This is a genomic window from Nonomuraea sp. NPDC005730, assembly GCF_040630865.1.
In the GTDB taxonomy this organism is placed as follows: domain Bacteria; phylum Actinomycetota; class Actinomycetes; order Streptosporangiales; family Streptosporangiaceae; genus Nonomuraea.
This window is the reverse complement of record NZ_JBEXYK010000071.1, coordinates 25,370-50,297: the sequence shown is the minus strand read 5'-3', so window position 1 is coordinate 50,297 and position 24,928 is coordinate 25,370. Positions and strand designations below refer to the sequence as shown.

The 24,928-nt window shown below is 71.1% G+C and carries 20 protein-coding genes; 8 read left to right on the top strand and 12 right to left on the bottom strand.

What is annotated here, in order from left to right; genetic code table 11:
* Positions 1–99 precede the first annotated feature (99 nt).
* From ABZ444_RS44525 to ABZ444_RS44515, 3 genes are read right to left on the bottom strand one after another with little or no spacing between them, the layout of a single operon-like run.
* A complete protein-coding gene (locus ABZ444_RS44525; protein ID WP_358010268.1) occupies positions 100–981 on the bottom strand; it encodes an alpha/beta hydrolase in 882 nt (293 codons plus the stop codon).
* Positions 982–1,007: 26 nt separating this feature from the next.
* Positions 1,008–1,685, bottom strand: coding sequence for a VOC family protein (locus ABZ444_RS44520; protein ID WP_358010267.1), 678 nt, complete (start codon positions 1,683–1,685; stop codon positions 1,008–1,010).
* A gap of 5 nt (positions 1,686–1,690) precedes the next feature.
* Positions 1,691–2,545, bottom strand: coding sequence for an alpha/beta hydrolase (locus ABZ444_RS44515; RefSeq protein WP_358010266.1), 855 nt, complete (start codon positions 2,543–2,545; stop codon positions 1,691–1,693).
* A 202-nt stretch (positions 2,546–2,747) separates the two neighbouring features.
* Here ABZ444_RS44515 and ABZ444_RS44510 point away from each other — a divergent pair, with 202 nt between their 5' ends.
* On the top strand, positions 2,748–4,112 hold the full coding sequence (locus tag ABZ444_RS44510; RefSeq protein WP_358010265.1) for an NAD(P)/FAD-dependent oxidoreductase: 1,365 nt from the start codon (positions 2,748–2,750) through the stop codon (positions 4,110–4,112).
* 21 nt (positions 4,113–4,133) lie between these two features.
* Here the strand turns inward: ABZ444_RS44510 and ABZ444_RS44505 are convergent, their stop codons facing one another.
* Positions 4,134–4,256: a hypothetical protein gene (locus ABZ444_RS44505; RefSeq protein ID WP_358010263.1), complete on the bottom strand. Its 123-nt coding sequence runs from the start codon at positions 4,254–4,256 to the stop codon at positions 4,134–4,136.
* Positions 4,257–4,606: 350 nt separating this feature from the next.
* Entirely contained in the window at positions 4,607–5,329 is a 723-nt protein-coding gene (locus tag ABZ444_RS44500) for a TetR/AcrR family transcriptional regulator (protein WP_358010262.1), read from the bottom strand.
* 76 nt (positions 5,330–5,405) lie between these two features.
* Here ABZ444_RS44500 and ABZ444_RS44495 point away from each other — a divergent pair, with 76 nt between their 5' ends.
* The gene (locus ABZ444_RS44495; RefSeq protein WP_358010261.1) at positions 5,406–5,762 is read left to right on the top strand and encodes a DUF1330 domain-containing protein; all 357 of its coding nucleotides are present in this window, start codon (positions 5,406–5,408) and stop codon (positions 5,760–5,762) included.
* A gap of 284 nt (positions 5,763–6,046) precedes the next feature.
* Here ABZ444_RS44495 and ABZ444_RS44490 read toward each other — a convergent pair whose 3' ends face one another.
* The 3 genes from ABZ444_RS44490 to ABZ444_RS44480 form a co-directional block, all read right to left on the bottom strand.
* Positions 6,047–7,249 carry a cytochrome P450 gene (locus ABZ444_RS44490; RefSeq protein ID WP_358010259.1) on the bottom strand — a complete coding sequence of 401 codons (1,203 nt, stop codon included), beginning with the start codon at positions 7,247–7,249 and terminating at the stop codon, positions 6,047–6,049.
* Positions 7,246–8,286, bottom strand: a complete 1,041-nt coding sequence (locus ABZ444_RS44485; RefSeq protein ID WP_358010258.1) for a nitronate monooxygenase — start codon at positions 8,284–8,286, stop codon at positions 7,246–7,248. Before ABZ444_RS44485 ends, ABZ444_RS44490 begins: the two co-directional genes overlap by 4 nt.
* Before the next feature lie 219 nt (positions 8,287–8,505).
* Positions 8,506–8,631 carry an SDR family oxidoreductase gene (locus ABZ444_RS44480; RefSeq protein ID WP_358010272.1) on the bottom strand — a complete coding sequence of 42 codons (126 nt, stop codon included), beginning with the start codon at positions 8,629–8,631 and terminating at the stop codon, positions 8,506–8,508.
* 505 nt (positions 8,632–9,136) lie between these two features.
* On the opposite strand from ABZ444_RS44480, the gene ABZ444_RS44475 reads away from it, so the two are divergent.
* The 4 genes from ABZ444_RS44475 (at position 9,137) to ABZ444_RS44460 (ending at position 12,568) form a co-directional block, all read left to right on the top strand.
* A complete protein-coding gene (locus ABZ444_RS44475; RefSeq protein WP_358010257.1) occupies positions 9,137–9,556 on the top strand; it encodes a DoxX family protein in 420 nt (139 codons plus the stop codon).
* A 196-nt stretch (positions 9,557–9,752) separates the two neighbouring features.
* The gene (locus ABZ444_RS44470) at positions 9,753–9,962 is read left to right on the top strand and encodes a ferredoxin (protein WP_358010256.1); all 210 of its coding nucleotides are present in this window, start codon (positions 9,753–9,755) and stop codon (positions 9,960–9,962) included.
* Positions 9,952–11,322, top strand: coding sequence for an FAD-dependent oxidoreductase (locus tag ABZ444_RS44465; RefSeq protein WP_358010255.1), 1,371 nt, complete (start codon positions 9,952–9,954; stop codon positions 11,320–11,322). The genes ABZ444_RS44470 and ABZ444_RS44465 overlap by 11 nt, the downstream gene beginning before the upstream one ends.
* Before the next feature lie 31 nt (positions 11,323–11,353).
* Positions 11,354–12,568, top strand: a complete 1,215-nt coding sequence (locus tag ABZ444_RS44460; protein WP_358010254.1) for a cytochrome P450 — start codon at positions 11,354–11,356, stop codon at positions 12,566–12,568.
* 118 nt (positions 12,569–12,686) lie between these two features.
* Here the strand turns inward: ABZ444_RS44460 and ABZ444_RS44455 are convergent, their stop codons facing one another.
* The 4 genes from ABZ444_RS44455 to ABZ444_RS44440 all read right to left on the bottom strand — a co-directional run bounded on the left by ABZ444_RS44455 (position 12,687) and on the right by ABZ444_RS44440 (position 20,022).
* Complete coding sequence (locus ABZ444_RS44455) at positions 12,687–15,434, bottom strand: BREX system ATP-binding domain-containing protein (RefSeq protein ID WP_358010252.1); 2,748 nt, start codon at positions 15,432–15,434, stop codon at positions 12,687–12,689.
* A gap of 826 nt (positions 15,435–16,260) precedes the next feature.
* On the bottom strand, positions 16,261–16,671 hold the full coding sequence (locus ABZ444_RS44450; protein ID WP_358010250.1) for a hypothetical protein: 411 nt from the start codon (positions 16,669–16,671) through the stop codon (positions 16,261–16,263).
* A 147-nt stretch (positions 16,672–16,818) separates the two neighbouring features.
* A complete protein-coding gene (locus tag ABZ444_RS44445; protein WP_358010248.1) occupies positions 16,819–19,578 on the bottom strand; it encodes an AAA family ATPase in 2,760 nt (919 codons plus the stop codon).
* A 24-nt stretch (positions 19,579–19,602) separates the two neighbouring features.
* On the bottom strand, positions 19,603–20,022 hold the full coding sequence (locus ABZ444_RS44440; protein WP_358010247.1) for a DUF3237 domain-containing protein: 420 nt from the start codon (positions 20,020–20,022) through the stop codon (positions 19,603–19,605).
* Positions 20,023–20,174: 152 nt separating this feature from the next.
* On the opposite strand from ABZ444_RS44440, the gene ABZ444_RS44435 reads away from it, so the two are divergent.
* Together ABZ444_RS44435 and ABZ444_RS44430 are read left to right on the top strand one after the other, a co-directional pair.
* Positions 20,175–21,248 carry a hypothetical protein gene (locus ABZ444_RS44435; protein WP_358010246.1) on the top strand — a complete coding sequence of 358 codons (1,074 nt, stop codon included), beginning with the start codon at positions 20,175–20,177 and terminating at the stop codon, positions 21,246–21,248.
* Between the two features lie 5 nt (positions 21,249–21,253).
* Positions 21,254–24,916, top strand: coding sequence for an endonuclease/exonuclease/phosphatase family protein (locus tag ABZ444_RS44430; protein ID WP_358010245.1), 3,663 nt, complete (start codon positions 21,254–21,256; stop codon positions 24,914–24,916).
* Positions 24,917–24,928 lie beyond the last annotated feature (12 nt).

The following is a 24,928-nucleotide window of genomic DNA, read 5'->3' as shown; positions in this document are numbered from 1 at the left end:
CGGCATGGCAACCCGCTACGACAAACTCGCAGTCCGCTACGAAGCCGTCATCGTCATCGCCGCGATCAACCAGTGGCTCAACGCCTTATGAAACAGGACCTAGTGTGCCGGGCCGGACAGGAACTCCTGGACGAGCGCCGCGAACTGGCGCGGGTACTGGAACAGGAACCCGTGGCCGGCGTCGGAGAAGATCCGGAGGCGCGCGTTCGGCAGGTGGTCGGCGAGTAGCTGGGAGTTGACCGTCGTGATCATCGGGTCGTTGTCCCCGGCGGTCACCAAAGTGGGATGGGTGATCCCGGCGAGGCGGGCGAGCCGTCCCGGGTCCGGGATGCCCCACTCGACGATCGCGTCGTACTGGGCGCGGGCGACCTCGGGGCCGTTGGGCTTGTCGGGGTTCTCGGTGCGGCTGAAGATTCGCTGGGCGTACTCCATGCCGAGCGACCGGCTGGTCTCGGTGATGCCGAAGAAGATGTGCAGCAGCTCGTCCAGGCCGCCGTCCTCCTGGTTCGCGGCGCGCTCGATGTCGAGGGTCCAGCCGTGCATCTGCCGGCCGCCGCGGGGACCGGTTCCGGCCAGGACGATCCGCCGGACGGCGCGTGGCCGGAGCAGCGCGACCTCCTGGGCCACCATGCCGCCGAGCGAGAAGCCGAGCAGGTCGACCTGTTCGACGTCCAGAGCGTCGAGGAAGAAGATGGCGTCGCGGGCCATTTGCGTGACCGTGACGGGTACGCTGCCCGAGGACAGGCCGACTCCCGTGTTGTCGAGCAGGATCACCTCGCGTCCCACGGCCAGGGTGTCCACGAGGATCGGGTCCCAGTTGTCGAGGTTGCCGCGGAAGTGCTGGAGCAACAGCAGGGGTGGCGCACCGGTGTCCGCGGCGCCGAAGCGGCGGTAGGCGTAGGTCACCCCGTTGGCGGCGGTGACGTCGAGGATGGGGGCGGAGAGCTGCGTGAGCTCGTGGCCGCCGGCGAGGGTGGTCATGATCTGTCCGTCCTTGTCGGAGGAGTTCAGCGGGGGAGTTCGTCGCCGTGGTGCTCGGCGACCATGTAGGCCGCGTACCATTCCGGCCAGTTCTCGTCGTACGTGCCGCCGTCGCGGGCTTCGTGCTCGCCGTGCGCGATCGACGCCCTTCTGAGCGCGCCGGCCAGGTCGTTCACCGACGCGTACTCAGTGACCGTGGTGCCGACGCGCCCGGGAAGCCGGGTCGTGACCTCCTGGATCAGGTACGCGTTGCCGTCCGGGTCACGGAAGGTCGCGAAGGACCCGTAGCTGGCACGGTCGGTGGCGAGCCCGCCGGCCTGGCCGTCGGGGACGTGGCCGAACTGGGCGCCCGGAGATTCGGGGTGGAAGACGTCGCCGACGTCGGCGCCCAGAGCCGTGAGCTGGTCATGGGCGGCGGCGATGTCGGAGACGACCAGGTAGAAGCCTTCGGCGCTGCCGGGCCGCTGGTTGGTGATCCGGGTCCCGAACTGGATGGACGCGGGCGATCCCGGGGGTGTCACCTGGACGACGCGGAAACCGTTGTCGAAGGCGAAGTCGGCGTCGAGCCGCCAGCCGAGGTCCTGGTAGAACTTCTTGGAGCGGTCGACATCGGACACGGGGATCACGACGGCTTCGAGCTTCAGGTCCGTCTGCTGCGTGGCGGCGATCGTCTCGGTGCCGGTCGCGGGCGTGGTGCTGGTCATGGTTGTCACCTTTCGGTTTCGACGGAACGGGTGTCGACGGGCTGGTGGCGTTCCCACCAGTCCAGGACCAGGGACGCGTAGGCCTTCGGGGCCTCTTCCCAGGCGAAGTGCCCGGCGTCGAGCACGTCGAGCGTGCTGTCGGGCAGCCAGGTCGCGAGGTACTCGCCGTGCGCCCGGGGGACGACCAGGTCCCGCTCGGGCGCGATGATGCGGACCGGTGTGCGGATCGCCGGAAGCACCTGTGCCAGGGCCTTGAGTTCGGTCGGGTAGGTGCGGACGTATCGCATCGATTCGGCGAAGCGGCGACCGGCGTACGACGCGGTGTAGTCCTCGCGCACGTGCTCCCCGAGAGGTGTCGCCGGGAAGATGTTGTCCAGGGTCATCCGCATGACCTGATCGGCGTTCCGCTCGTACCAGCTGATGTCGGGTTCGGACACCCAGCCCGCGAGCGGCTCGCCGAGGCCGAGGTCGGCCGACGCGCCTCCGCCGCCGATGACGATGCTGTGGAAGCGGTCGGGCCTTCGCGCCGCCGCGAACAGGGAGGCGCTGGTGCCGACGTCCGGGCCAACGACGTGCACCTTGTCCAGTCCGAGCGCGTCCAGGAACGTCAGGATGAACGCGCCGGCGGCTCGCGGGGTGAGCACGTCCGGACGGCCTTCCGACTGTCCGAAACCGGGCAGGTCGACGGCGACCACGTGGACGTCGGCCGCCAGTTCGGCCCACATGGGTTCGTACGCGTACAAGCTCTCGGGCCATGGGCTGAGCAGCAGGGCGTGCGTGTCGCGCTGCTCGCTCTCGGCGTAGCGGACGGTGAGTCCGTCCAGTGTGATGGTCTTCGGGGTGATCGGTGAGGTGATCATGCCTTCCTCCACGTCCGGCCGCTGTTGCGGTTGTGCTGTCAGCCTCGTCCGGTGGCGATCTCGTCGCACCAGGGAAACCCCCTGGTCCCGTCCCGAAGCCCTGGCGCGCGTCAGGAGGCACGTGGTTGTCCCGGGTGCGATGCCCCACGATGTGCGGGATGGTCGGAAGGTCAGGAGACACGGTCGGAAGGGCGCGATGGAGATGAGCGAGATCAGCGAATGCGACGTCGTGGTGATCGGGTTGGGACCCGGTGGCGAGCACGTGGCCGGGAGCCTGGCCAGGGCCGGGCTGTCGGTCGTGGGCGTGGACGAACGCCTGGTCGGTGGTGAGTGCCCGTACTTCGGGTGCATCCCGACCAAGATGATGATCGCCGCGGCGGACGAGCTGCGCGCGGCTCGGCTCGTCGAGGGGCATGCCGGATCGGCGACCGTGACACCGGACTGGAAGCCGGTCGCGGACCGGATCCGCGAGGAGGCGACCGACGACTGGAACGACCAGGTCGCGGTCGACCGGCTGGTCGACGCCGGCGGCGTCTTCGTGCGCGGCCGCGGCCGGATCACCGCGCCCGGTACGGTCACCGTCACCGGCCCTGACGGGGCGCAGACGTCCTACGCCGCCTGGCGCGGCATCGTGCTCAACACCGGCACCTCACCGGCCGCGCCGCCGATACCCGGGCTCGCGGACACGCCGTACTGGACCAACCGGGACGTCGTTCGCCTGGCCGAGTTGCCGGCCTCGCTGGCGGTGCTCGGCGGCGGCGCGATCGGCTGCGAGATCGCGCAGGCCTTCGCCTCCTTCGGTGTCGTGGTGACCGTGATCGAGGCCGCCGACCGGTTGCTCGCGGTCGAGGAGCCGGAGGCCTCAGCGGCCGTGGCGAAGGCGTTCGCGGCCGAAGGCATCACCGTGCGCACGTCGGTGCGGTCCCAGCGGGTCGAGCACGACGGTGACGGGTTCCGGATCAGCCTGGCCGACGGCACGGTGGTGGCCGAGCGCCTGCTGGTCGCCGCCGGTCGGCGCAACAACCTGCGGGACCTTGGCCTGGAGCAGGTCGGCCTGGACCCGGACGCGCGCGTGCTGGACCCTGATGAGCGGATGCGCGTGGCCGAGGGCGTCTGGGCCGTCGGCGACATCACCGGCAAGGGCGCGTTCACGCACATGTCGATGTACCAGGCCGACTTGGTGATCCGGGACCTCACCGGCGGCGACGGCCCGTGGGCGGACTACCGGGCCGTCGGCCGGGTCACCTTCACCGCCCCCGAGGTCGGCTCGGTGGGACTGACCGAGGCCGCGGCCCGCGACCGTGGCATCGACGTCCAGACGGTGACCGGTGACCTGGGCACCCGCGGCTGGATCGCCGAGGAGGCGGGTCCGGTCAAGCTGGTCGCGGACGCGGGCCGGGGCGTGCTGGTCGGTGGCACCGTCGTCGGCAGCGCGGGTGGTGAGGTGCTGGCCGCGCTCGTGACGGCGATCCACGCGGAGGTCTCGATCAGGACGCTGGCTGAGATGCACTTCGCGTATCCGACCTTCCACCGCGCCCTCCAGCCCCTCCTCCGCGCCCTCCTCTGAAGTCGTTCGGTTCCGACAGCGTCAGCCGATGGCCTGCCGCCAGGCCGGGTCGAGTGCGATCCGCCGCAGTTGCCCAAGGGTGAGGGCCGGTGTGGCGCGGCCGGCGGGAAGACGGTAGGCGCCCGCGTTGAGCGCCGAGATCACGACCCGCAGGCCGTCCGCACCGAGGGGGCCGACGGTCCATTCGATCGTATCCGGGCCTCCTAGCGGCGCTTGCCGGCGGCCCCTGAACGGTCCAGCGAATCGCCCCGATGATCGCGCTGCGGCACCGCAACCGGGCGCTCGTTCTCAAGTACGTGATCCTCGCGCAGGAGACGACCCGGGCGGACTGGTCGGTGTGCTGAAGTCCGTTCCCGTCGCCGCGGCGCTGCGCGAGGTGGTCGAGGCGAGCGGTGCCGTACGGGCTCCCGAGTACATGGTGCCCGGCACCGATGGCCACAGGAGCTCTCCAGGGCCGTGGACGGACCGCCCGCCCACCACGACCGGCAGTGCAACTAGGTCAGGCCCAGTGACCTGACCAGGTCAAGCATCTCGGCGCGGTGCAGCGCGGCTGGATTGCCTGCGACGGGATGGATGTGGCCGTCGATCTCCAGGGCCACCAGGCCGTGCATCCGGCCCCAGACGCGCAGCGCGAGCGCTGCCGCGGCGGGTGGCAGGTCCGGGAACTCTGCCTGGATCTTGGCGGCGTAGCCGGGCTGAAGATCGGACCAGGAGGTGTCCTCGGGCTGGTGGTGTCGAGCGTGGGGCCACGCGGCGGCCACCAGGCGGGTGAGATCGTGGCACACCCTACGTGCCGTCCGGTCCACCGGCCCGTCCTCGGGGGGCTGGTAGCCGGGAATGGGCTGGCCGTAGAAGAGTCGGAAGCTCTCCGGGTGAGCCAGCGCCCACTCTCGCAGGGCTTGGCCCCAGGCGATCAGCCTGCCGCCGGGATCGGTTTCGGGCACGGCGTTGCCGGCGCTCTCCACTGCCTCGGCGATCGAGGTGGCGATCTCGCTGATCAGTGCCGTGATCAGGTCGTCCCGGGTGGGGAAGTAGCTGTAGATCGCGCGTGCGGTCATCCCCATGTCGCGGGCGATGCCGCGCAGGGAGATGGCCCCCGGCCCTCCATCGGCCATCTGCCGCAGCGCGATGGCCTTGATCTCATGGCTTGTCTCCGCCCGCAGGCGGTCCCTGCGGCTGGTCATGGCCACGACGCGTCCGCCGTCTTCCTTGCTCACGTTGACTTACGTTACAGCAGTACATTGGGTTCCGCCGTATAAAAAGTACACGCCGTGTCCTAGAAAGCAGGGAACCGTGCCCGCTTATGTGATCGTCGGAGTCGACGTCCTCGACCAAGAGGCCGGCCTGGCCTACGCCGCCGTGGCCCAGCCGTCCATCCTCAGCCACGGCGGGCGTTACCTCGTGGCCGGACCCACGTCCGAGCCGGTCGAGGGCGCCTGGGACTTCTCCCGGCTGGTGATCATCGAGTTCCCCGACATGGACCGGGTAAGGAAGTGGTACGACTCTCCCGAATACCGGCAGGCCCGGGAGATGCGCAAGGGCACGGCTCGGGTGCGCATGTTGTTCGCCGATGGGGTCGCCACCCGAGGGCTTCTCTCTCCCTGGGCGTCCGTCGATGCGCTGACCCGGCAGGGCGCGCCGGCGTCGTGATCTGGCTCTCCGGGCCAGCCGCGCAAGTGCATCTGGGATGGCGGGCCCACCGGTGACGGGTATCGGGAGGAGGACGACTGCCAGACCTCTGCCGACCGCAACAGCGAGCTGGACCCCGACCATGACTCGAGTGCGAGGGCGTCTTCGGGAACGACCGCTACTGGGTCGTCCGATCCTGAGTACCGTCCGGCGACGGCGAGGCTGCACGCAGCCGCCGCCTCGGTCCGATTCCGCGAGGTCGAGCCGGATCCGAAGGTCACCCTGGACCGCGTTCGCCTCGTGGATCAGGAGAGGTTGCGTACCGGGAGCGCGGTCAGGCCGTGCATGAGCATCCCGTCCCGCCAGGCGAGCCGGTCCGCCGGTACCGCGAGTTCGAGTGCGGGGAAGCGTTCCAGCAGTTGACGGAAGGCGATCTCGCCTTCGACGCGGGCCAGCGGCGCCCCCAGGCAGTAGTGGATGCCGTGGCCGAAGGCCAGGTGGTGACCGGGCTTCCTGACGAGGTCGAAGCGGTCGGCGTCGTCGTACTGCGCGGCGTCGCGGTTGGCAGACAGGAGGGAGACCACCACGAGCTGCCCCGCGGGGATGTCCACCCCGCCGATCGTCACGGGCTCGGTCGTGAAGCGGAAGGTGGAGGTGCTGATCGGGCCGTCGTACCGGAGGAACTCCTCGATGGCGTCGGGCAGCAGGCCGGGGTCGGAGCGGAGCCTGGCCAGCTGGCCGGGATGGGTGAGCAGCGCGCGCATCCCGTTGCCGATCAGGTGGACCGTCGTCTCGTGCCCGGCGACCAGGAGCAGCCAGGACGTGCTCACCAGTTCGGTGTCGCTCATCCGCCCGCCTTCGTCGTGCATCTGCACCATGGCGCTGATCAGGTCGTCGGCGGGGTCGGCCCGTTTGGCCGCGCACAGGTCCGTCAGGTACGCCAGCGTCTCTTCGGCCGCGGCCACCACCTCCTTGGGGTCTCGCGCCGAGCCTTCGATGGTGGTGCTGGACAGGTGGATCATCCGGGGCCAGTCGGATTCGGGCACGCCGAGCAGCTCTCCGATCACCATCGCGGGCAGCGGGGTCGCGTAGTCCTTGAGCAGGTCGAACTCGGGCCCGAGCCGGTCGAGGAGACCCGCGCTGATCTGCTCGATGCGCGGGCGCAGGGCGCGGATCCGGCCCGCGGTGAAGGCTTTGACGACGATGCGGCGCAGCCGGGCGTGGTCGGGCGGGTCGGAGAACAACATGTTGTCGGGCGCGACCGCCGCGGCGCCCCTGCTGTCGCCTCCCTCCAGCTCGTTGGCCAGGAACACCTGAGGGTTGTCGCGGAAGGCCTTACTGATCCGGGGATCGGTCATCGCGGCCTTGACGTCCTCGTGGCGGGTGATCAGCCAGACCTTGACGCCTTGGGAGGTGGCGGTCGGCGTCACCGGGCCCTGCTGCCGCAGCCGGGCGTAGACCTCGTGGGGGTCGCGAAGGTAGTCCTGGTCGAAGACGCTGTTGATCATGGCTGGGCCTGCTCCGTGGTGGTGGGTCTGAAGCCGGTCAACACCTGTTCGGCCTGTTCCATCATGTCCCGGACGATGTCCGCGGCGGGCTTGACGTCGTGGATGAGGCCCACGCCCTGCCCCATGAGCCAGGGCATCTCCTCCCAGTCGGCCCGCGTCCCCGCAACCGCCAGCAGGAGGCCGAACTTGCGGACCGCCGTCTCCTGCCCCTGGACGAAGGTGGTGCCGACCGGTTCGAATGAGTCGAGGTCGGCGGGGATCTCCGCGAGCCGGTCGTTCCACTCGGCCACCACGCGGTTGCGCTGCAGGCGCATCGGGTTGAACCGGGGGAACTCGGGCCCGAAGATCGACGAGAGCACGGTGTCGTCCCCGGCGGCGGCGACCAGTCGCCGATGATGTTCGGGATGGACGTTGGCCTCGTGCGAGGCGACCAGCCGGGTGCCGACCCACACGCCGTCCGCGCCCAGGCACAGGGCGGCGGCGACCTGCCGCCCGTCGGTGATCCCGCCCGCGGCCAGGACCATCGCCCGGCCGGCGACGGCGTCCACGATCGCGGGCACGCCGACCATGGTCGGTAGGCCACCGTAGTTGTGTCCACCGGCCTCCCAGCCCTGGCCGACGACGACCTCGGCGCCGTCGTCGGCGGCGAGCCTGGCCGCCTCGGGGGAGGCGACCTGCTCCCACACCGACACCCCGGCCTCGCGCAGCAGCTTCAACTGGTCGGCCGGCGGATGGCCCCAGTGGAAGGAGACGATCGGCACTCGCTCCTGCACACACACCTCGACCAGGTCGGCGGTGGGGAAGAAGGTGATGAGATTGATGTTGAACGGCGCGCCCCCCGTCCGGTCCCTGACCTCGCGGATGGCCTCGCGCAGCCGGTCGGGAGGCAGCAGCGCGGCCCCGATCGCGCCGATGCCGCCCGCGTTGGTGACCGCCGCCGCCAGATCGGGCGTCTCGCCCGCGAAGGCCATCCCGGCGCAGGCCAACGGGTACGGGACGGCGTATCTCGCGGTGAGCCTGGTGGAGAGCACGGACATGACGGCGTCCTTCCTGGAGACTCTCAGTTAATCGTGATGCCAACTGGACGGCTTGCCCATACACAGCGCCGGACTGTCCCGTACCGGCCGCGTCCTTGCCGGAACGGCAGAGGCGCGGCACGAGCGCCGACCATGCGCAGGCCGGAGCACGAGATCGTCGCACGGGCGCCTGCTCTCCAGGACCCGATACACGGCTTCGCGAATCACGCGATGCCCGTCTCAGTGGCCCGCGCTCACCCCGCCGTCGACGTGAAGGATCTCGCCGGTGACGAACGCGGCGTTCTCCAGGTAGATCACCGCCTCCACGACCTCGCCCGGCTCGCCCATCCGGCCGACCGGTTGCAGTCAGCGAGGCCGGCACGGAGGCACGGCTCTAGCGGAACTTCCCGACCCGGGAGATCCGCATCGAGGCCGCCTACCGCAACGAGCTCGCCAAGCTGTGCGACGCCGCGCCCGCCCTCGCCTCGGGCAGACCCCAGCAGCGCGAGCAGGCCGAGCGCCTGCTCGACCTCACCCTGGACGGACTCAGCCGCTGAGCGACCGGGAGCCGCCGGCTCATGGGCGTCTGACGATGAAGTCCGGTTGGCGACGTGTACGGATAGTCGTCCCTCTCGTTCGTGGGTGGTTCATGGTTGCCGGAGAGATGCCGAACTCTTGATGCTGACGTGAGTGCTCCCGTGTTCTTCTGATCTCTGTTCGGGAGAACAGACCGGTATGACTACGCAACGTGAACAGTCGCCGGCCAGGACGCCTGGGCGGCGTCATGGATAGGATCCGCACCGCGAAGGCCGGTCGATGTGCCACAGCCGGGCAGCGATCTGCGATTCGCTTCGCCAGGAAGAACGTCCTCGTGGACACGCTGCTCGAACGGCAGGGGCTGTTCCTGGCCTTCTATCGTTTCGTGACGGGTCTGCTGTTCGCCTGTCACGGCGTGGCCACTCTCTTCGGCGTCCTGGGCGGACCCCAGGGGCCCGCCCCTAGCTTCGGGGAGTGGCCCGGGTGGTGGGCCGCGGTCGTCCAACTGGTCGCCGGCATCCTGGTCGTCCTGGGAGTGGCCACTCGCGCCGCCGCCGTCATCTGCTCGGGCACCATGGCCTACGCCTATTTCGTCGTTCACCAGCCGCAAGCGCTGTTCCCGATCGAGAACGGCGGTGAGAAGGCCGCTCTCTTCTGCTGGGGGTTCCTGCTCATCGCCATCTTCGGTCCCGGCCGCTGGTCCTTGTCCGCACGGCTGGCATCCCCACGGGCGGTCGCTCACGAACAATCCTGACATGCGCCGAAGGCGCGGGCCATGTCGGCCCTCGACCGCCCAGCTTGACGGACGTGCGGTGGAACGTCCTGTGCGCGGACCTTGAGTCGTCCCGTGCCGTCTGCCAGGTGATTACCGGACGCATCCCCGATTGTCCGATTCCCTTTGCCGCTGCTCTGGACAGGAACAGGGGTGAGGTGACGGAGGGAATGGTGGGATGCGGATCGTCGTGGACCTCACCCGCTGCCAGGGCTACGCGCAGTGCGTGTTTCTCGCGCCAGGGGTGTTCCGACTGCACGGGGAGGAGGCGCTGCTGTACACGCCGGCCGTCCCCGACGACCAGGTGGAGCGCGTGCGCCAGGCCGCGGTGGCGTGCCCGGTCCAGGCCATCGTCCTCGGCGAGGCGGTGAGCGTCGATGGCCGATGACCTGCGGGAGGGCAGGATCGTCATCGTCGGCGCGTCGCTGGTGGGGCTGCGGGCCGCTGAGACACTGCGTGAGGAGGGCTTCACCGGCTCTCTGACCGTGGTGGGAGACGAGCTCCGCCCGCCCTACGACAGGCCGCCGCTGTCCAAGCAGGTGCTGCTCGGCCAAGCGGCGGCGGACGCCACCGAGCTGCCGATGCGCCGGGACCCGGACGCCCACTGGCGGCTCGGAGTGCCTGCCACGGGCCTGGATCCGCTCGGTAAGCGGGTGATGCTGGCCGACGGTGACGCGCTTCCCTTCGACCGGCTGCTGATCGCCACCGGGACCCGGGCGCGGCCCTGGCCCAACGCGGAGGAGGCCGCCCTGGACGGGGTGTTCACCCTGCGCACCTGCGATGACGCCGGGCTGCTGGCCGAGCGGCTGGCCGCCGGGCCGCAGCGGGTGCTGGTGATCGGCGGCGGCTTCACCGGCTCGGAGATCGCCTCGGCCTGCCGGGAACGGGGCCTGGAGGTCACGGTCACCGAACGCGGCCCCGCGCCTCTGGTGGGCGCGCTCGGCGGCACGTTGTCGAAGCTCGCCGCCGGCATGCAGCGGGCGCACGGGGTGGACCTGCGCTGCGGGGTGACGGTCACCGCCCTGCGCGGGGACGGAAACGGCCGTTTCACCGGCGCGGACCTGTCCGACGGCAGCCACGTCGCCGCGGACGTCTGTGTCGTGGCGCTGGGCGCGGTCCGCAACGTCGAATGGCTGAAGGACGCCGGGCTGGCGGCGGGCCCACGCGGGATCGCCTGCGACGGCGGGTGCCGGGCCTTCGACATGTACGGGATCGTCACCGACGACGTCTTCGTCGCCGGCGACGTCTCCCGCTTCCCTCATCCACTGTTCGAGTACCAGCTGCTCTCCTTGGAGCACTGGGGCAACGCGGTCGCGCAGGCCGAGGTGGCGGCGCACAACATGGTCAATCCGGGGCCGCTGCGGCGTCCCCATCTCGCGCTGCCGACGTTCTGGTCGAGCCAGTTCGGGCTCAACATCAAGGCGGTGGGCGTCCCCACCTTCTCCGACCAGATCGTCCTCGCGCAGGGCTCGCTGGAGGCGCGTCGGCTGGCGCTGGTGTACGGCTACCGGGGCCGGGTCACCGCCGCGGTCACCGTCAACATGGCCAAGTCGCTCGAGTACTACCAGCACCTGATCGAGACCGCTGCCCCGTTCCCGCCCGCGCCCGGCGCGGCGGACCGTACGCTCGCCGCCGAGCTGCCGCTTCCCTCCGACGTGCCGGACCCGAAGGGGCTCTCCCACGGTCCCCTTGTCGCGCTCACCGGTCACCTGCCGGACCGCCGGCTGACCATGGTGCGTCCTGGCTGACCCTTCCGCCCGTCCACGAGGAGCCCAAACCATGACCACCGACACCCTGCTGAGACGCATCACCGACTACGCCAGCCGCCCCGACCCCTACCCCCTGTACGCGGAACTCCGCGAGGCCGGTCCCGCGGTGCGTCAGGCCGACGGCAGCTACCTGGTCGGCACCTACCACGAGATCAACGCCCTGCTCCACGACCCGCGGATCAGTGTCGATCCCCGCAGCCGCCGGGCTCCGGACCCCGATCTGTCCACCGAGCAGCAGCTCCCGTTCCTGCGGCTCGACGACCCCGAGCACCACAGGCTGCGCACCCTGGCCATGCGACCGTTCGGCCCCCCGCACAGCCCGGACCGCATCGATGCCATGCGCGGACAGATCACCGAGGTCACCGAGGACCTGATCGAGGCGCTCGGTGACCGCACAAGGATCGACATCGTCGACGACTTCGCCTACCCGCTGCCCGTCGCGGTCATCTGCCGGCTGCTCGGCGTCCCGCGCGAGGACGAGCCGCGGTTTCGGGAGTGGTCCGACGCGATCGTCGCCTCCGCCGACGTCGGCACCGGGGACGACACCACCGAGCGGGATCGAGCCGGCCGGCAGGCCAGGGCCGACATGGGCCGGTACCTGGTGGACCTCGCCGAGCAGCGACGCGGCGATCCGGGTGACGACATGCTGTCCGCCTTCGTCAACGAGCCGGACCCGGCCATGCGGCTCACCCGCGAGGAACTGGCGGAGACAGCCGTCCTGCTGCTCATCGCCGGGCACGAGACCACGGTCAACCTGATCACCAACGGGGTGCTCACCCTGCTGCGTCACCCTGACCAGCTCGACCGGCTGCGCGACGACCCCGGACTGCTGCCAGGGGCGGTGGAGGAACTGCTGCGCTACGAGCCCCCGGTGCACATGCGTGAGCGCGTCCCGCTCGCCGACATCGACATCGCCGGGTTCACCGTGCCCGAAGGCACGCCGCTGGTGCTCGTGCTCGCCTCCGGCAATCGCGACCCGAAACGGTTCCACGAGCCCGACCGGTTCGATCCCACCCGCCCCGACAACCAGCACCTCGGCTTCGGCAGCGGCATCCACCTGTGTTACGGCGGTCCGCTGGCCCGGCTCGAAGCCCAGATCGCACTTGGCGCGCTGATCCCCAGCCTCGGCACCGCGACCCTGATCCAGGACCCGCCGCCCTACCGGCACAACGCCATGCTCCGCGGCCCCCGCCACCTCCCGATCGAGCTGCGAGAACCCACCTGACGTCCGCGGAGGGCCAAGCGGCTGAAGCGGGGCCCGGCCTGTGGTTTGCTGCATCCCGGCTTCTGCGCAACGGTCTCGCATCGCTCACGGCGCACAGGAACCACGAGCAACGGCATCGTCACCGCGTCCTGCTGAGCAGGTGGGGTGGCGCGTCTCGCAGCTCTTTGCGGGAGCCGATGCCGAGTTTGCCGAAGACCTTGCGCAGGTGCCATTCGACGGTGCGGTCGCTGATGTACAGCTCGGCGCCGATCTCCGCGTTGGTGCGGCCGTCTCGCGCCAGGCGGGCGATGTGCTGCTCCTGCGGGGTGAGGTCGTCGACGGTGTCGGCGGTACGTTTGCGCACCTTCTCACCGGTGGCCAGCAGTTCGTGCCGGGCGCGTTCGGCGAACCCGTCGGCTCCCATGGCGGCGAACTCCTCGAACGCCTGCTTCAGGTGGTGGCGCGCGTCGGCGCGGCGGCGTTCGCGGCGCAGCCATTCGCCGTACACCAGCCGGGTCCTGGCCAGTTCGAACGTCAGCCGGGTACGGCCGAGCCGTTCGACGGCCTCGGCGTAGTGCCGGTCGGCGGCGGCTCCGCCGCTGACGAGGGCACGCGCGCGGGCTTCCAGACCGGCCGCCCACTCCTGGTCCGAGCCTGCCGTGTACGTCACCAGACGGGCGAGCGCGGCTTCGGCGACCGAGGTCGCGCCGCTGCGCGCGGCTGCTTCGACCAGGTCGGGGAGAGCCTGCGCGGTGAACGGGCCGAGATCGCCCGTCGCGGCCCGTACGGCGGCGGCCGTCGATTCGGCGTAGTGCCCGAGCCCCAGGTGCAGCAGCGCGGTGGCGCGGTCGGTGAAGTAGAGGCCGAGCCCTTCGCCACGCGCGGTGGCCTCGGCCGAGGACTCCGCGATGAGCGGCAGCGCCTCGGCCGCGTGTCCCCGGTAGGCCAGCAGGAACAGGTCTCCGTAGGACACCCGGCGTGTGCCGGTGACCTGTTTGACCGTCGACTCCTCCAGGCCCAGCTCGCGAGCGAACTCCACGTCGCCGCGCCACAACGCGATGACCCGGCGGACGTTGAGCGCGTTGGCGAGCGGCGCGAGCGCGCCTCCGGCGCGTGCCAGCTCGACGTGGCGGGCGTTGGCCGCCTCCCAGCGGTCGTAGTCCCACAGCGACAGCGCCGCGTTGGCGACCAGTACGCCGCAGTGCAGCCACAGGGCGGTCGGCATCTCGTGGTCGAGGAATCCGGTGACCGCCTCGCGCAGCGGAGGACGGCCGGCCGACGTCCCGTCGTTGATGAGCGCGGCCAGGCCGTCCAGCAGCAGGTCGGCGGCTGTCGGCGCGCCGGGCGGCGGTGGGGCCGCGCCGGCCGCCGCGCAGACCGCGGCCAGGTCGCTGCCGGGATCGGCGAGCCCGCCCGCCACCAGCGCGGCGCTCCACGCGTCGAGGTAGGTGTGCCTGGCGAGCCGGCTGTCGAGAGGTTCGAGCCGCCGGGCGGCCCGCAGCAGCGCCGCCGGTGCTTCCCTCCCGGAGCGCGCGGCACGGTCGGTGCGGCCGCGGATCAGGTCGATGCGGGCACCCTGCAGAGCGTCAGCCGGCAGCGCTTCGGCCCTGGCGAGCAGGGCGAGCGCGGTCTCGAAGGCGCCGGCGTCGAGGCTCGCCTGCGCCGCCGACAACGTGCGCTCGACGCGGAGACCGGTGTCGGTCGTCAGCTCGGCCGACCGGCGCAGCAGCGCCGACGCCGCTGCCATCCCGCCGCGGGACTCCACGCCCTGCGCGGCTTCGGCGAGGTCGGCGGCGAGCTGGTCGTCGGGGCCCGCCGCGGCGGTCGCGAGGTGCCACAGCCGGCGTTGCCGTTCGCCTTCGTCGTCCGACGCGCCCGCGAGCGCGCGGTGGATGGCCCGTCGCTCCTCGGCGCTGCCGGCGGCATAGGCGGCCGAACGCACCAGCGGGTGGCGGAAGCGGACGCTCCGGGTGATCTCGACGAGCTGCGCTTCCTCGGCTGGGACCGCTGCCTCCAGCCCCAGGCCGAGCAGGGACGCCGCACGCCAGAGGAGCGCGGCGTCGCCGGTGGGGTCGGCCGAGGCCAGCAGGAGCAGCTGACGGGCGGGTTCGGGCAGGGCGCGGATGCGGCGCTCGTACCGCTCCTGCAAGGCGTCGGCGCCCGCGGTCGGCAGGGCGAAACCGCCGAGCAGCTCGGCCCTGCCGCTGCGGGACAGCTCCAGCAGGGCCAGTGGGTTGCCGCGGGTCTCGGCCACGATCCGGTCGACCACCCGGGCGTCTAGCCGGCCGGGGTTCGCCGCCGCCAGGAGCGCTCGGGCGTCGGCATCGGCCAGACCGTCCACGGGCAGGGCGGGAAGCCCGGCCAGCAGCGTGTCGGAAGCGGGCTCGCGGACGGCGAAGATCAGCAGCACCGACTCCCCGAGCAACCGCCTGGCGACGAACCCGAGCACGTGACGCGAGGCCGCGTCGAGCCACTGGGCGTCGTCGACGAGGCAGACCAGCGGCCGGCCGGTGGCCGCTTCGGCGAGCAGGGAGAGCACGGCCAGGCCGAGGACGAGCTTGTCGGGGGCCGGGCCCACGGCGTAGCCGAAGGTCACCTCCAGGGCGTGCCGTTGGGGCGCGGGGAGGGTGACCGCCGTCGTGAGCATGGGGCCGCAGAGCTGGTGGAGTGCGGCGAAGGGCAGTTCGAGCTCGGATTCGACGCCGGTGATCCGGATGACCCGGCAGCGCTCGGCCTGGCTCTCGACGTAGTGGAGCAGGGCGGTCTTGCCGGCGCCCGCCTCGCCGCGCAGGACGAGCACGGCGCTCTCGCCGCCCCTGACCTGTTCCAGCGCCTGGTGCAGGCGTTCGCGCTCGGGTCGGCGTCCCTTGAGGACAGGCGCTGCCACGGCTCGATTCTAGTGATCATCCGGCTGTCTGGCACCAGGGCGGGCAAGGGACTGGGACGTGGCCGTCTGGCTCTTCTCCGGACTCGATCAACTGGGAGCCCCTGCGGCTCACCAGGGAGCCGACTCCGGTGCTTCGCCGCGGCCACCCGAAGCCTCGGCCAGGTCAGAACCCCCACCGGCAGGCCTTTGGGGGCGGCTGCCGCGGTGACCATGCCCGCCTCCCAGGTGACGTCGTGGACGATCACTTCGCGGCGTCGTCCGGCCCGATCCATGTCCGGGCATGCCTCCTGCCATCCGACGTCTCGCCGATCGCCGGTGGCGAGAAGGCCTGCGTGCGCTAGCGGGCCGAGGCGTCCAGGAACTCCTGAACGAGCGCGGCGACCTGGCGCGGGCCCGGGCGGCGCCTCGCTCGGCATGCTGTGGTATTGGCTCAGCAAGCTACTGGTCGTGACGATCGAGAAGATCCGCGGCCGGGCACGCGGGGCGGGCAGCGAACGACCGGGAACGAGGCGATACGCCTGGCGAGCCTGGAGACGAAGGCGTCGAGCTCGGCATCGGGCCGCCTGCCCGGCCGATCAGGTTCATCGGCGGCGCGTCCATCACCACGCTCAGCGCGCCCTCGTCGGGGAAGCGAGGCGCAGGGTCCGATACGTCATGGCTACCACCTCTCGGTGACAGGCCCTGGCCTCTGGGCTGTACGGCTTGGCATGGCCGGGGGCGGGCGGGTGCCCGCCTCCTGCGTCGTTCAGGCAGTCGCGAGTGACCTGCCACAGGTTCCCCTCGTCGCACCGCCCCACGTGCCAGACGGCGAAACTCATCGCGGGGGTCAACCGGTTACGCGGTCAGCCTTGTCGTTGAACCAGCCGGGCAGGCTCGGCCACCACTCGTTCGGCCCGGCATAGAACTGGATGCCCGCGTCAAAGTCGTCCAGGGTCGCGCCGTAGGCCGGCCAGCCGGTCCAGATCCGCAGGGACGAGGCCTTGTTCTTCATGTAGGCGGGCAGGTAGGTAATCTGCCCCAGCGTCCACTCGAAGCAGTCGCCCTGGTAGTTATTGTCGGTGAACATCTGTCCCCAGCCCTCCTGCCCGTAGTGGGTGCAGTTGCCCTGCGCGCTGGCGCTGGGGGCGGTGGCCAGCAGGGTGGCCGCGGTGGCCACGACGGCCAGCGCGACGGTGACGCTCCTGCGAAGGGGACGGGAAGCGGTCGTGAGGGCGGTGGAGTTGGCCTTGGCGGACATCTCTGCTCCTTGTTGTGGTCCCGGGCTCACGGTCCGGATGCCTGGGCGGTGATGTCCTCACGATCGCGCGCGGCCGCCGGCTTTCGCGCCCGTGACATTCCCTGGCCCTACCCCGGGCCCCCTACTGGGCCGGGTGGACGAGCGCGGTCAGACCGTCGCCGGTTCGACGGCTCGCAGCGCCCGCGCCAGTTCTTTGCGTGAGGTGATGGCCAGCTTGGTGAAGACCTTGCGCAGGTGCCATTCGACGGTGCGGTGGCTCACGAACAGGCGGGCGGCGATCTCCGGGTTGGTGTGCCCGTCACCGGCCAGCCGCGCGATCTGCGCCTCCTGCGGAGTCAGCTGAACGCTCGGGCCCTGGCTGCGCTTGTGAACGGTCTCCCCGGTCGCCACCAGTTCCCGTTCCGCACGCCGGGCGAACGCTCGCGCGCCCATGGCGTCGAAGGCGGCCAAAGCGGCCTTGAGCTGGGTACGTGCGTCGATCCTGCGGTTGTGCCTGCGCAGCCACTCACCGTAGATCAGCTGAGCCCTGGCGTGGTGGACGGTGACACGGGAGCGGGCCAGGTGTTCGATCGACTCCCGGTACAGTTCCTCGGCCTTGCCGTCCTGGCTCAGCAACGCCCGGGAACGGGTCTCGATGCCGCGTGCCCAAGGTGTTTCGCTGGTCGACGAGCGTTCCTCCAGCCGCTCGAAGGCCTGGTGCGCGGTGTCCGCGTCGCCGGAGCGGGTGGCCGCCTCGATCAGCTCGGGCAGCACCCACACGGTGAACCCGATCCCGTCGGGCTCGGCGGCGCGCTGGGCGGCCTCGGTGGCAGGGCCGTACTCGCCGTAGCCCAGGTGCAGGGTCGCGGCGGCCCATTCGGCCGCCTCCTCGGCGAAGCCCTCGCCACGGGCCGTGGCCGCGGCGAGGATGCGCTCACGCAGGTCGAGCGTGTATTCGCGGTCCCCTCGCCAGGCGGCGAGCAGGATGGAGAAGTCAGCGACGGCGACGTTGCGCGTCGCTTGGGTGATCGCGTCGGCTTCCTGGACGAGCTGCTGGGCGAGGTCGAAGCGGCCCGCGAACAACTGGTGGGCAGCGGAGTAGTTCAGCGCGAACGGCAGGACGGTGAGCATGCCGCGCTCGCGGGCCGTCTCCGCCAGGCCGCCGGCCATCGCCGCGCAGGCGTCGTCCCACACGTCCATGGCCAGCTGGCACGCCAGCCAGCACCAGGCGATGTTGTCACGGCGGAAACCCTCACGCTGGAAGGTCGCGATCGCCCGCGCCACCGAGGGCAGCACCTGCACGTATTGGTGTGTGGCCCGGGTGACGAGCACGTCAAGGAACTGATCGACAGCCCGCACCGGATGATCGCGGACCGGCGCCAGCGCGGCGGCGGCGGCGCTCAGAACACCGTCGGGACGACCGAACCGGCCGCTGCGCATCAGCGCCCACATCGCCTCCAGATGTGTCTCGCGCGCCAGCTCGGGATCGACGACTTCGAGCTGCCTGGCCGCCCCGCTGAGCAGGATGGGCGTGTCGCTGCCCCGGGTGCGCGCGAACGCGATGTGGGCGCGCACCCGCTCCAGCCGCGCCCGGTCGGCCTCACCCAGCGGGGCGATCGCCGCCAGCGCGAGCAGGGCCTCGGCCGCGCCGAGCGCCCCCGCGTCCAGCTTGGCCTGCGCGGCGGCCAGGGCCCGCACTCCGCGCGTCCGCTGATCGGGCGTCAGCTCGGCCGCCCGCTCCAGAAAAGCTGCCGCCGCCTCGGCACCGGCGCGGGCCTGCGCGCGGACGGCACGGCGCTCCAGTTCCGCCGCGACGTCCTCATCAGGCGCCGCCGTCGCGTGTGCGCGATGCCAAGCGCGCCGATCCGGGTCGGCTTCCGGGTCGGTGGCCTCGGCCAGCGCCGCGTGCCCGCGACGACGCACCTCAGGTGGCGCGGCCCGGTAGGCGGCGGTCCTGACCAGGGGGTGGCGGAAGACGACCCGCGGGCCGAGATCGATCAGGCCCGCCGACTCGGCGGGCTCGGCGGCGCCGATGGCGATGCCCAGGTGCTCCAGCGCGCGCATCAGCACCAGCATGTCGCCGACCGGTTCGGCGGCCGCGGTGAACAGCAGCAGGCGGGTGTCACCGGGCAGCGCCTCGACGCGCCGCACGAAGCTGTGCTCGATGCGGCCGGACAACATGCGGGCATCGGGCAGCCCGAACCCGCCCGCCAGCTCCGCCGGCGTCATCGTGCGAGGTAGTTCGAGCAGGGCCAGGGGGTTACCGCGCGTCTCGGCCACGATCCGGTCGCGCACCTGGCCGTCCAGGCCGCCCGGGATCACCGAGCCCAGCAACCGGCGGGCGTCGTGGTCGCCGAGTCCTTCCACGGGCAGGGCGGGCAGCCCGTCGAGCTTGTCTTCCTGGCCCGGCTCGCGCACCGAGAACAGCATCGCCACCCGCTCGGCGGCCAGCCGCCGGGCGACGAAGGCGAGGACCTGAGCCGAGACCGCATCCAGCCACTGCGCGTCATCGACCACCACCAGCAGCGGACGCTCATCGGCCAGCTCGCTCAGCACGCCGAGAACGGCGAGCCCGACCAGGAACCGGTCGGCCGCCGGACCGTCCTGCAGCCCCAACGTGATACGGAGGGCATCGCACTGTGAGCTGGGCAGGCGCTGAGCCTGCTCGATCAGCGCCGCTCCGAGTAGTTGCTGCAGTCCGGCGCCCATGAGCTCCGACTCGGACTCCACACCGGCCACCCGGGCGAGGCGGAAGGCGGCAGCGCGGGCGGCGCCGTACGCGAGCAACGCCGTCTTGCCCGCACCGGTCTCGCCGCGGAGGACCAGGACCGATCCGTGGCCGTCGCGAGCACGCTCCAGAACCGCGTCGATGGCGGCGCACTCGGCCTGGCGGCCGAGCAGCAGGCCGGGGACAGCGCTGCCCGTCACCACTGCAGTATGACCGCGGGGGGCTCACGACACCAGGTAGGTCTCGTAGGTCGTGCCCGTGCCTCGACGGGCTCCCACGCTGACGAACACGCCCCGGTTGACCCAGGCGAGACGCGCGGAGGCGGCCTGGATCCGCATGGTGGCGCGCAGGAGCGGGCCCTCGGCGCCGGCGCCGTGCCCGACGGCTCGCGAGCGGACGTGGAGCAGGTCGCCCAGGTCGGTGCGGAGCGTGCACCACAGGCGGCTCACCACGGTGCCGTCCGGCAGCACGGATCGCCAGTCGGCGCTGCCCTCGGGCACGAGGTTGCCGTTGAGCTCGGGCCCGGTGAACCGGCCTCCCACGAACGGCACGATCAGGCGGTCGCCGAGATCGAGCGGCGCGCCGGGCACGGCGTGCAGCCGGAACACCTGAGTGAGAGACGGACCGGGCAGTTCATTGATCATGCGTCCAGCGTGGGGCTCCGGGCCGCTCCTCGCGCCCGGGTGACCCACCAGTGAGCGGGACCAGGGACTGTCCCTGGCGCGAAGGGCCGCCGCGCCGGAGCATCTTGGGTGCGCGAACCCGGTACGGACCGGGGCAGCATCCTGGAGGAGACATGTTCCAGCAGTTCAGAAGGCTCAGCCTGGTGGTGGCGGCGTTCATTGCCGCCCTGGCCGTCATCGCCGGCCTGGCGGTTCCCGCGTCGGCCGGTTACCACTACGGCTTCCCCGGCGAGGAGACCCAGTGGCACGCCGTCACCTACGCCGGCGGGCCGATCACCAGCAGGTCCAGCCCGGCCGAGGCCCGTGACAACCACGGCGACATCCTGCACGCCTGGCGCGGCGCCGACAACGACGGCGTCTGGATCTCGCTCAACAACGGCCCGGCCTACCCGCTGCCGACCCCGTCGGGGTACGTGCAGACACACGCGGCCCCGGTGGTGATCGGGACCGACGACGGGTCACGCGGCAACTTCCGGATCTTCCACACCGGCACCGACGGCCACATCTACCAGCAACGGATCCAACTCACAACCAGCTACCAGTTACCGGCCACGCTGCCGTCCCCGACGAAGGTCCCCAACGACGCGCGCACCTCCGACGACCTGTCGGTGGCGGCGGCCGCGCTGCCGAACAACTCCTACATGCTCGGCTGGAACAGCCAGACCAGCAACGACATCTGGACGATGTACTACGACGGCAGCAGCTCCGCCTTCGCCACCCCCTCGATCGTCCCGAACGCGACCAGCTACAAGGCTCCCGCGCTCGCCGCGCAGGTCAGCGACGGCAGCGCCCCGTGGAACCAGGTCGTGCTCGCCTTCACCGGCACCGACAACAACGTCTACATGGCGCGCCAGCGCTACGGCTACGGCAACTGGACCAGTCCGCAGGACGTCGGCTGGTCGCGCTACGCCCCCTCCGTCGCGCTGTCGGGAACCGGGTACGGCGCGGTCTTCTACGTGGACGTCGACAACGGCCTGATGACCACCCGCATCTCGCGCGACGGCGACTCCGCGGAGTACTACGAGGAGAACACCTTCGCCTGGACCGGCTCCGCGCCGCTGGCCGTCACCACCGGGAGCGCGCTCTACTACGTCATCAACGGCTCCGGCAACACCTTGTCCGGCCTGCTGTGGAAGTTCGCCACAGACTTCGGCACCCTGCCCACCCCGCCCGCCCCGCAGTGGTGACCGCCATGAGAACCTTCCTCGTCGCCCTGCTGCTCCTCCTCCCGCTCTTGGTTGTCGGCCCCGCGAGCACGGCCGCCGCGGGGCCCGGGACCGATGGGCCCGACCTCAGCCTCACCAACCGGGCCTTTCCGCCCACCGGCCTGCCCGACTGGTCGCACGTCGGCTACCGCGGCGGTCAGCCGCTGCCCGGCAGCGGGGACGTGACCGACGACACCTCCTGCCGCATCACCCCGTCACAGCTCGCCTCCACCTACCAGGTGATCCCGGACGACGGGACCGATGACACCACCGGCCTGCAGAACGCGATCGACACCATCAAGGCCCAATGCTCACCCACCGCCAACTACCACCGCCTGTCGCTCATCACCCTGCCCGCCGGCCGAATCGACGTCTCCCGGCAGATCTACGTCGATGCGAGCTTCCTCATCCTGCGCGGCCAGGGCAGCACCGTCCTGGTCTTCCGGCCGGACGCCAGCACCCGCTACGACACCCTCGTCAACGGCCGCTGGGACCAGGACGGCATGACCGCGGGCACCGGCGGCGACACCGGCACCGGCGGCTGGATCTGGCCCGGCCGAGGCCTGTTCCGGGTCCAGACCCGCGAGGTCGCCACCCGCTACCAGGACGACTGGGCCGCCGCCCCCGCCAACCGCAAGGACATCTTCGAAGGCAGCGTCAATCAGCACTGGGCCTCCGGCATCAAGCTCGCCACCAAAAACGGCGACACCGGCTACGCCGCCCGGCAGGGCGACACCGTCGTCCAGCTGATCTCGACCGCCGCCATGAGCAAGTTCACCCCCGGCGGCTACGTGTGGGTCGGCGCGGCCAACAGCCTCGGCTTCTACACCCAGCAGGGCGTCACCGACCGGACGCAGATGGAGAACCTCCACATGCGTCAGCAGATGTTCCGCGTGGTCCGCCTCGACGCCACCGCCAAGACGATCACCCTGGACCGGCCGCTGGAATGGGACCTGCCGGTCGACTCCACCTCCGACGGCTCCACCCCGCTGGGCGACACCCCGTACGCCAGCAAGGTCACCCCGCTCAAGGTCGTCCAAGGGGTCGGGTTCGAGGACTTCTCCTTCACCCAGGACCTGAACGGCCTGCCCAAGCCCGGCGGCGGCACCTACCAGCTCACCCCCGAGCAGGCCGTGCACAACTACGGCAACATGGCCCCCGAGTATGCCATGCACGGCATCGTCTTCAAATGGGCCGCCGACAGCTGGGCGCGCGGCCTGAAGGCCACGATGACCGGCTCCCATCCCATCGTCACCGAGAATGCCCGCAACCTGCAGATCGAGCGCAACAGCTTCGACGGCGCCTGGAACAAGGGCAAGGGCGGCAACGGCTACCTGCGCGGCAGCCGGGCGTGGGACTCGCTGTGGGCCTACAACCTGAGCCGCAACCTGCGCCACTTCACCTTCCAGTGGTCGGCCTCCGGCAACGTCGCCTTCCGCAACGACCTCGACTCCGATCTCAACCTGCACGGCGGCTGGGAGCACAACAACCTGTTCGAGGCCAACACCGTGCGCGTGCCGTACGAGCACAGGTCGGGCAACTGCCAGACCAACTGCGGTGGCGAAGGCGGCGAGATCGACGACGGCACCTGGTGGTCGATTTGGTGGGCCGCCGGCCCCAAGGCGGCCAAATGGTCGGGCTCGTCCGGGCCGCAGAACGTGTTCTACCGCAACACCCTGGTCAAGCAGGCCACGCCCGGCGGGCTGTTCGAGACCTACACCCCCTACTCCAACGGCACCGTCCACCAGTTCGGCTCCGACAGCATCGCCCCGCAGCGGTTCAAGCCGCTCAGCCAGGCCGGCCAGGCCATCCCCGACTGGACGGGACGCGAGATCCTCGACTACACCGGCCAGGGCGTCGCCACCCTCGACCCAGGCAACCGGACCTCGCTGTTCCTGCGCGACGTCGGCGGCGAGATCGACCCGCGTGCCACGAACCGCCGCACCGTCATCACCTGGAACATGCAAGGCGCGGGCACCAACGGCGCCGGGTCGTACGAGAGCAAGTACACCCTGGGCGTCAACCAGCTCCTCACGCAGAGCGGAGCCGACATCATCCTGCTGCAGGAAGCCGGCGCACCGCCCAACGGCGCCACCCTCCTGCGCGAGATCCCGCAGAACGTCTTCCACCTGTGGGACATGACCTCACCGTCGGTCCGCGAATACCAGTACGGCGGAACCATGAGCAGGCCGCGCTACCTCTACTGGATCCGCACCGACTCCGGCACCACCGAGGGCCGGGACGGCCGGGTCAACCTGGCCATCGCCACCCGCACCCGAGCCCAGCAGGTCTTCGTCGCCCCGGCCGGGCTCGACAGCGGCGCCGAAGGCAGACCCGCGCTTGGCGTGCTCATCGACGGCGTCGTCTACTTCACCGTCCACGGCCTGTCGGGTCACGGCAACGACGACCCCGGGCTGCTGCGCAACATCCGGGCCCTCATGGACGGCGTGGGGCCTGGCGGTTCGGCGCTGCCGTGGATCGCGCTGGGCGACTTCAACCGCATGCCGTACTCCCCGGTGGGCACGACGTCCGACCCGTCCCTGTCGCACGCGGTCGACGGAGAGTTCCAGGTGGTCGCCCAGAACCTGCCGACGCACCCGACCCGGCTGCCTCTGCCCGGCGAGGACCTCACCGCGCGCGTCCTGGACTACGCGGCCGTCCCCATCGGCACGCCGCACCCCAACATCGCCGGCGCCGACCGGGTCAGCAGGATGACCCTGTCGGACCACTATCCGGTCGCCTACCAGCTCAGCCACCTGGTGATCCCGCCCGCGCCCCCGGCACAGGCCGTGGTGGTACCCTCGGGCGTGGCCGCGCTGCGCAACGCCGGCACCACCAACCTGGCAGGGCCGTCCGGCAGCGGCGGCAGCGGCAGTCACGTGGTCACCGACCAGTCCCGTACGGCACACCTGCCTACCCAGACGTTCAGTTTGGTCCGCGACGCCGAGTTCGACGGCTACTACCGCCTGGTCGCGGGCAACCCGTGGAACGGCTGCTACCTGGGTCAGGAAGGCGGCGTCCGCGACGCGCGGATCGTGCTGTGGCCGAACGAGGCCCTCGACCAGCTCTGGCGCCCCGCCTACCAGGGCGACGGCACCTGGACCCTGGAGAACCTCGCCACCCAGCAGTTGCTCACCGCGCCCGCGGGCGGCGGCGAGCTGGTCGCCCGCGACTTCGACGGCTCGGCCCACCAGCGCTGGTTCCTGCAACAGACCGGTACGGCAGGCGACGTCAACGAGGTGCTCCTGCGCGGCTCCGTCGACCCCACGCTGGCGCTGGAGGCCGACTCCCTGGACGACGAGGTCATCCTCACGCCCGATCACGACGACCCCCAGCAGCGTTTCGTCACCGTCCCGGCGGACCGGACCGGCGACGACGACTGCTCCTACCTGATCTACAACCAGAAGTACATCCACTCGGCCGGCGCCGAGGGCCAGCTCTGGATGAGCCCGTTCCACGGCGGCGACGACAGCTACCTGTGGTGCCAGACGCCCGACGGGTCTGGAGGCGTGTTCCTGAGCAACCACACCACCGCAACGGAACGCCTTTACCTGACCCCGCCGGAACCCGGCCAGGAACAGCTCACCGTCCGCCGGTACGCCCCCGGCTCCGCCGTACCCACGTGGATCCTGTCGGACGCGACCCAGTGAACGCGCTGAGGC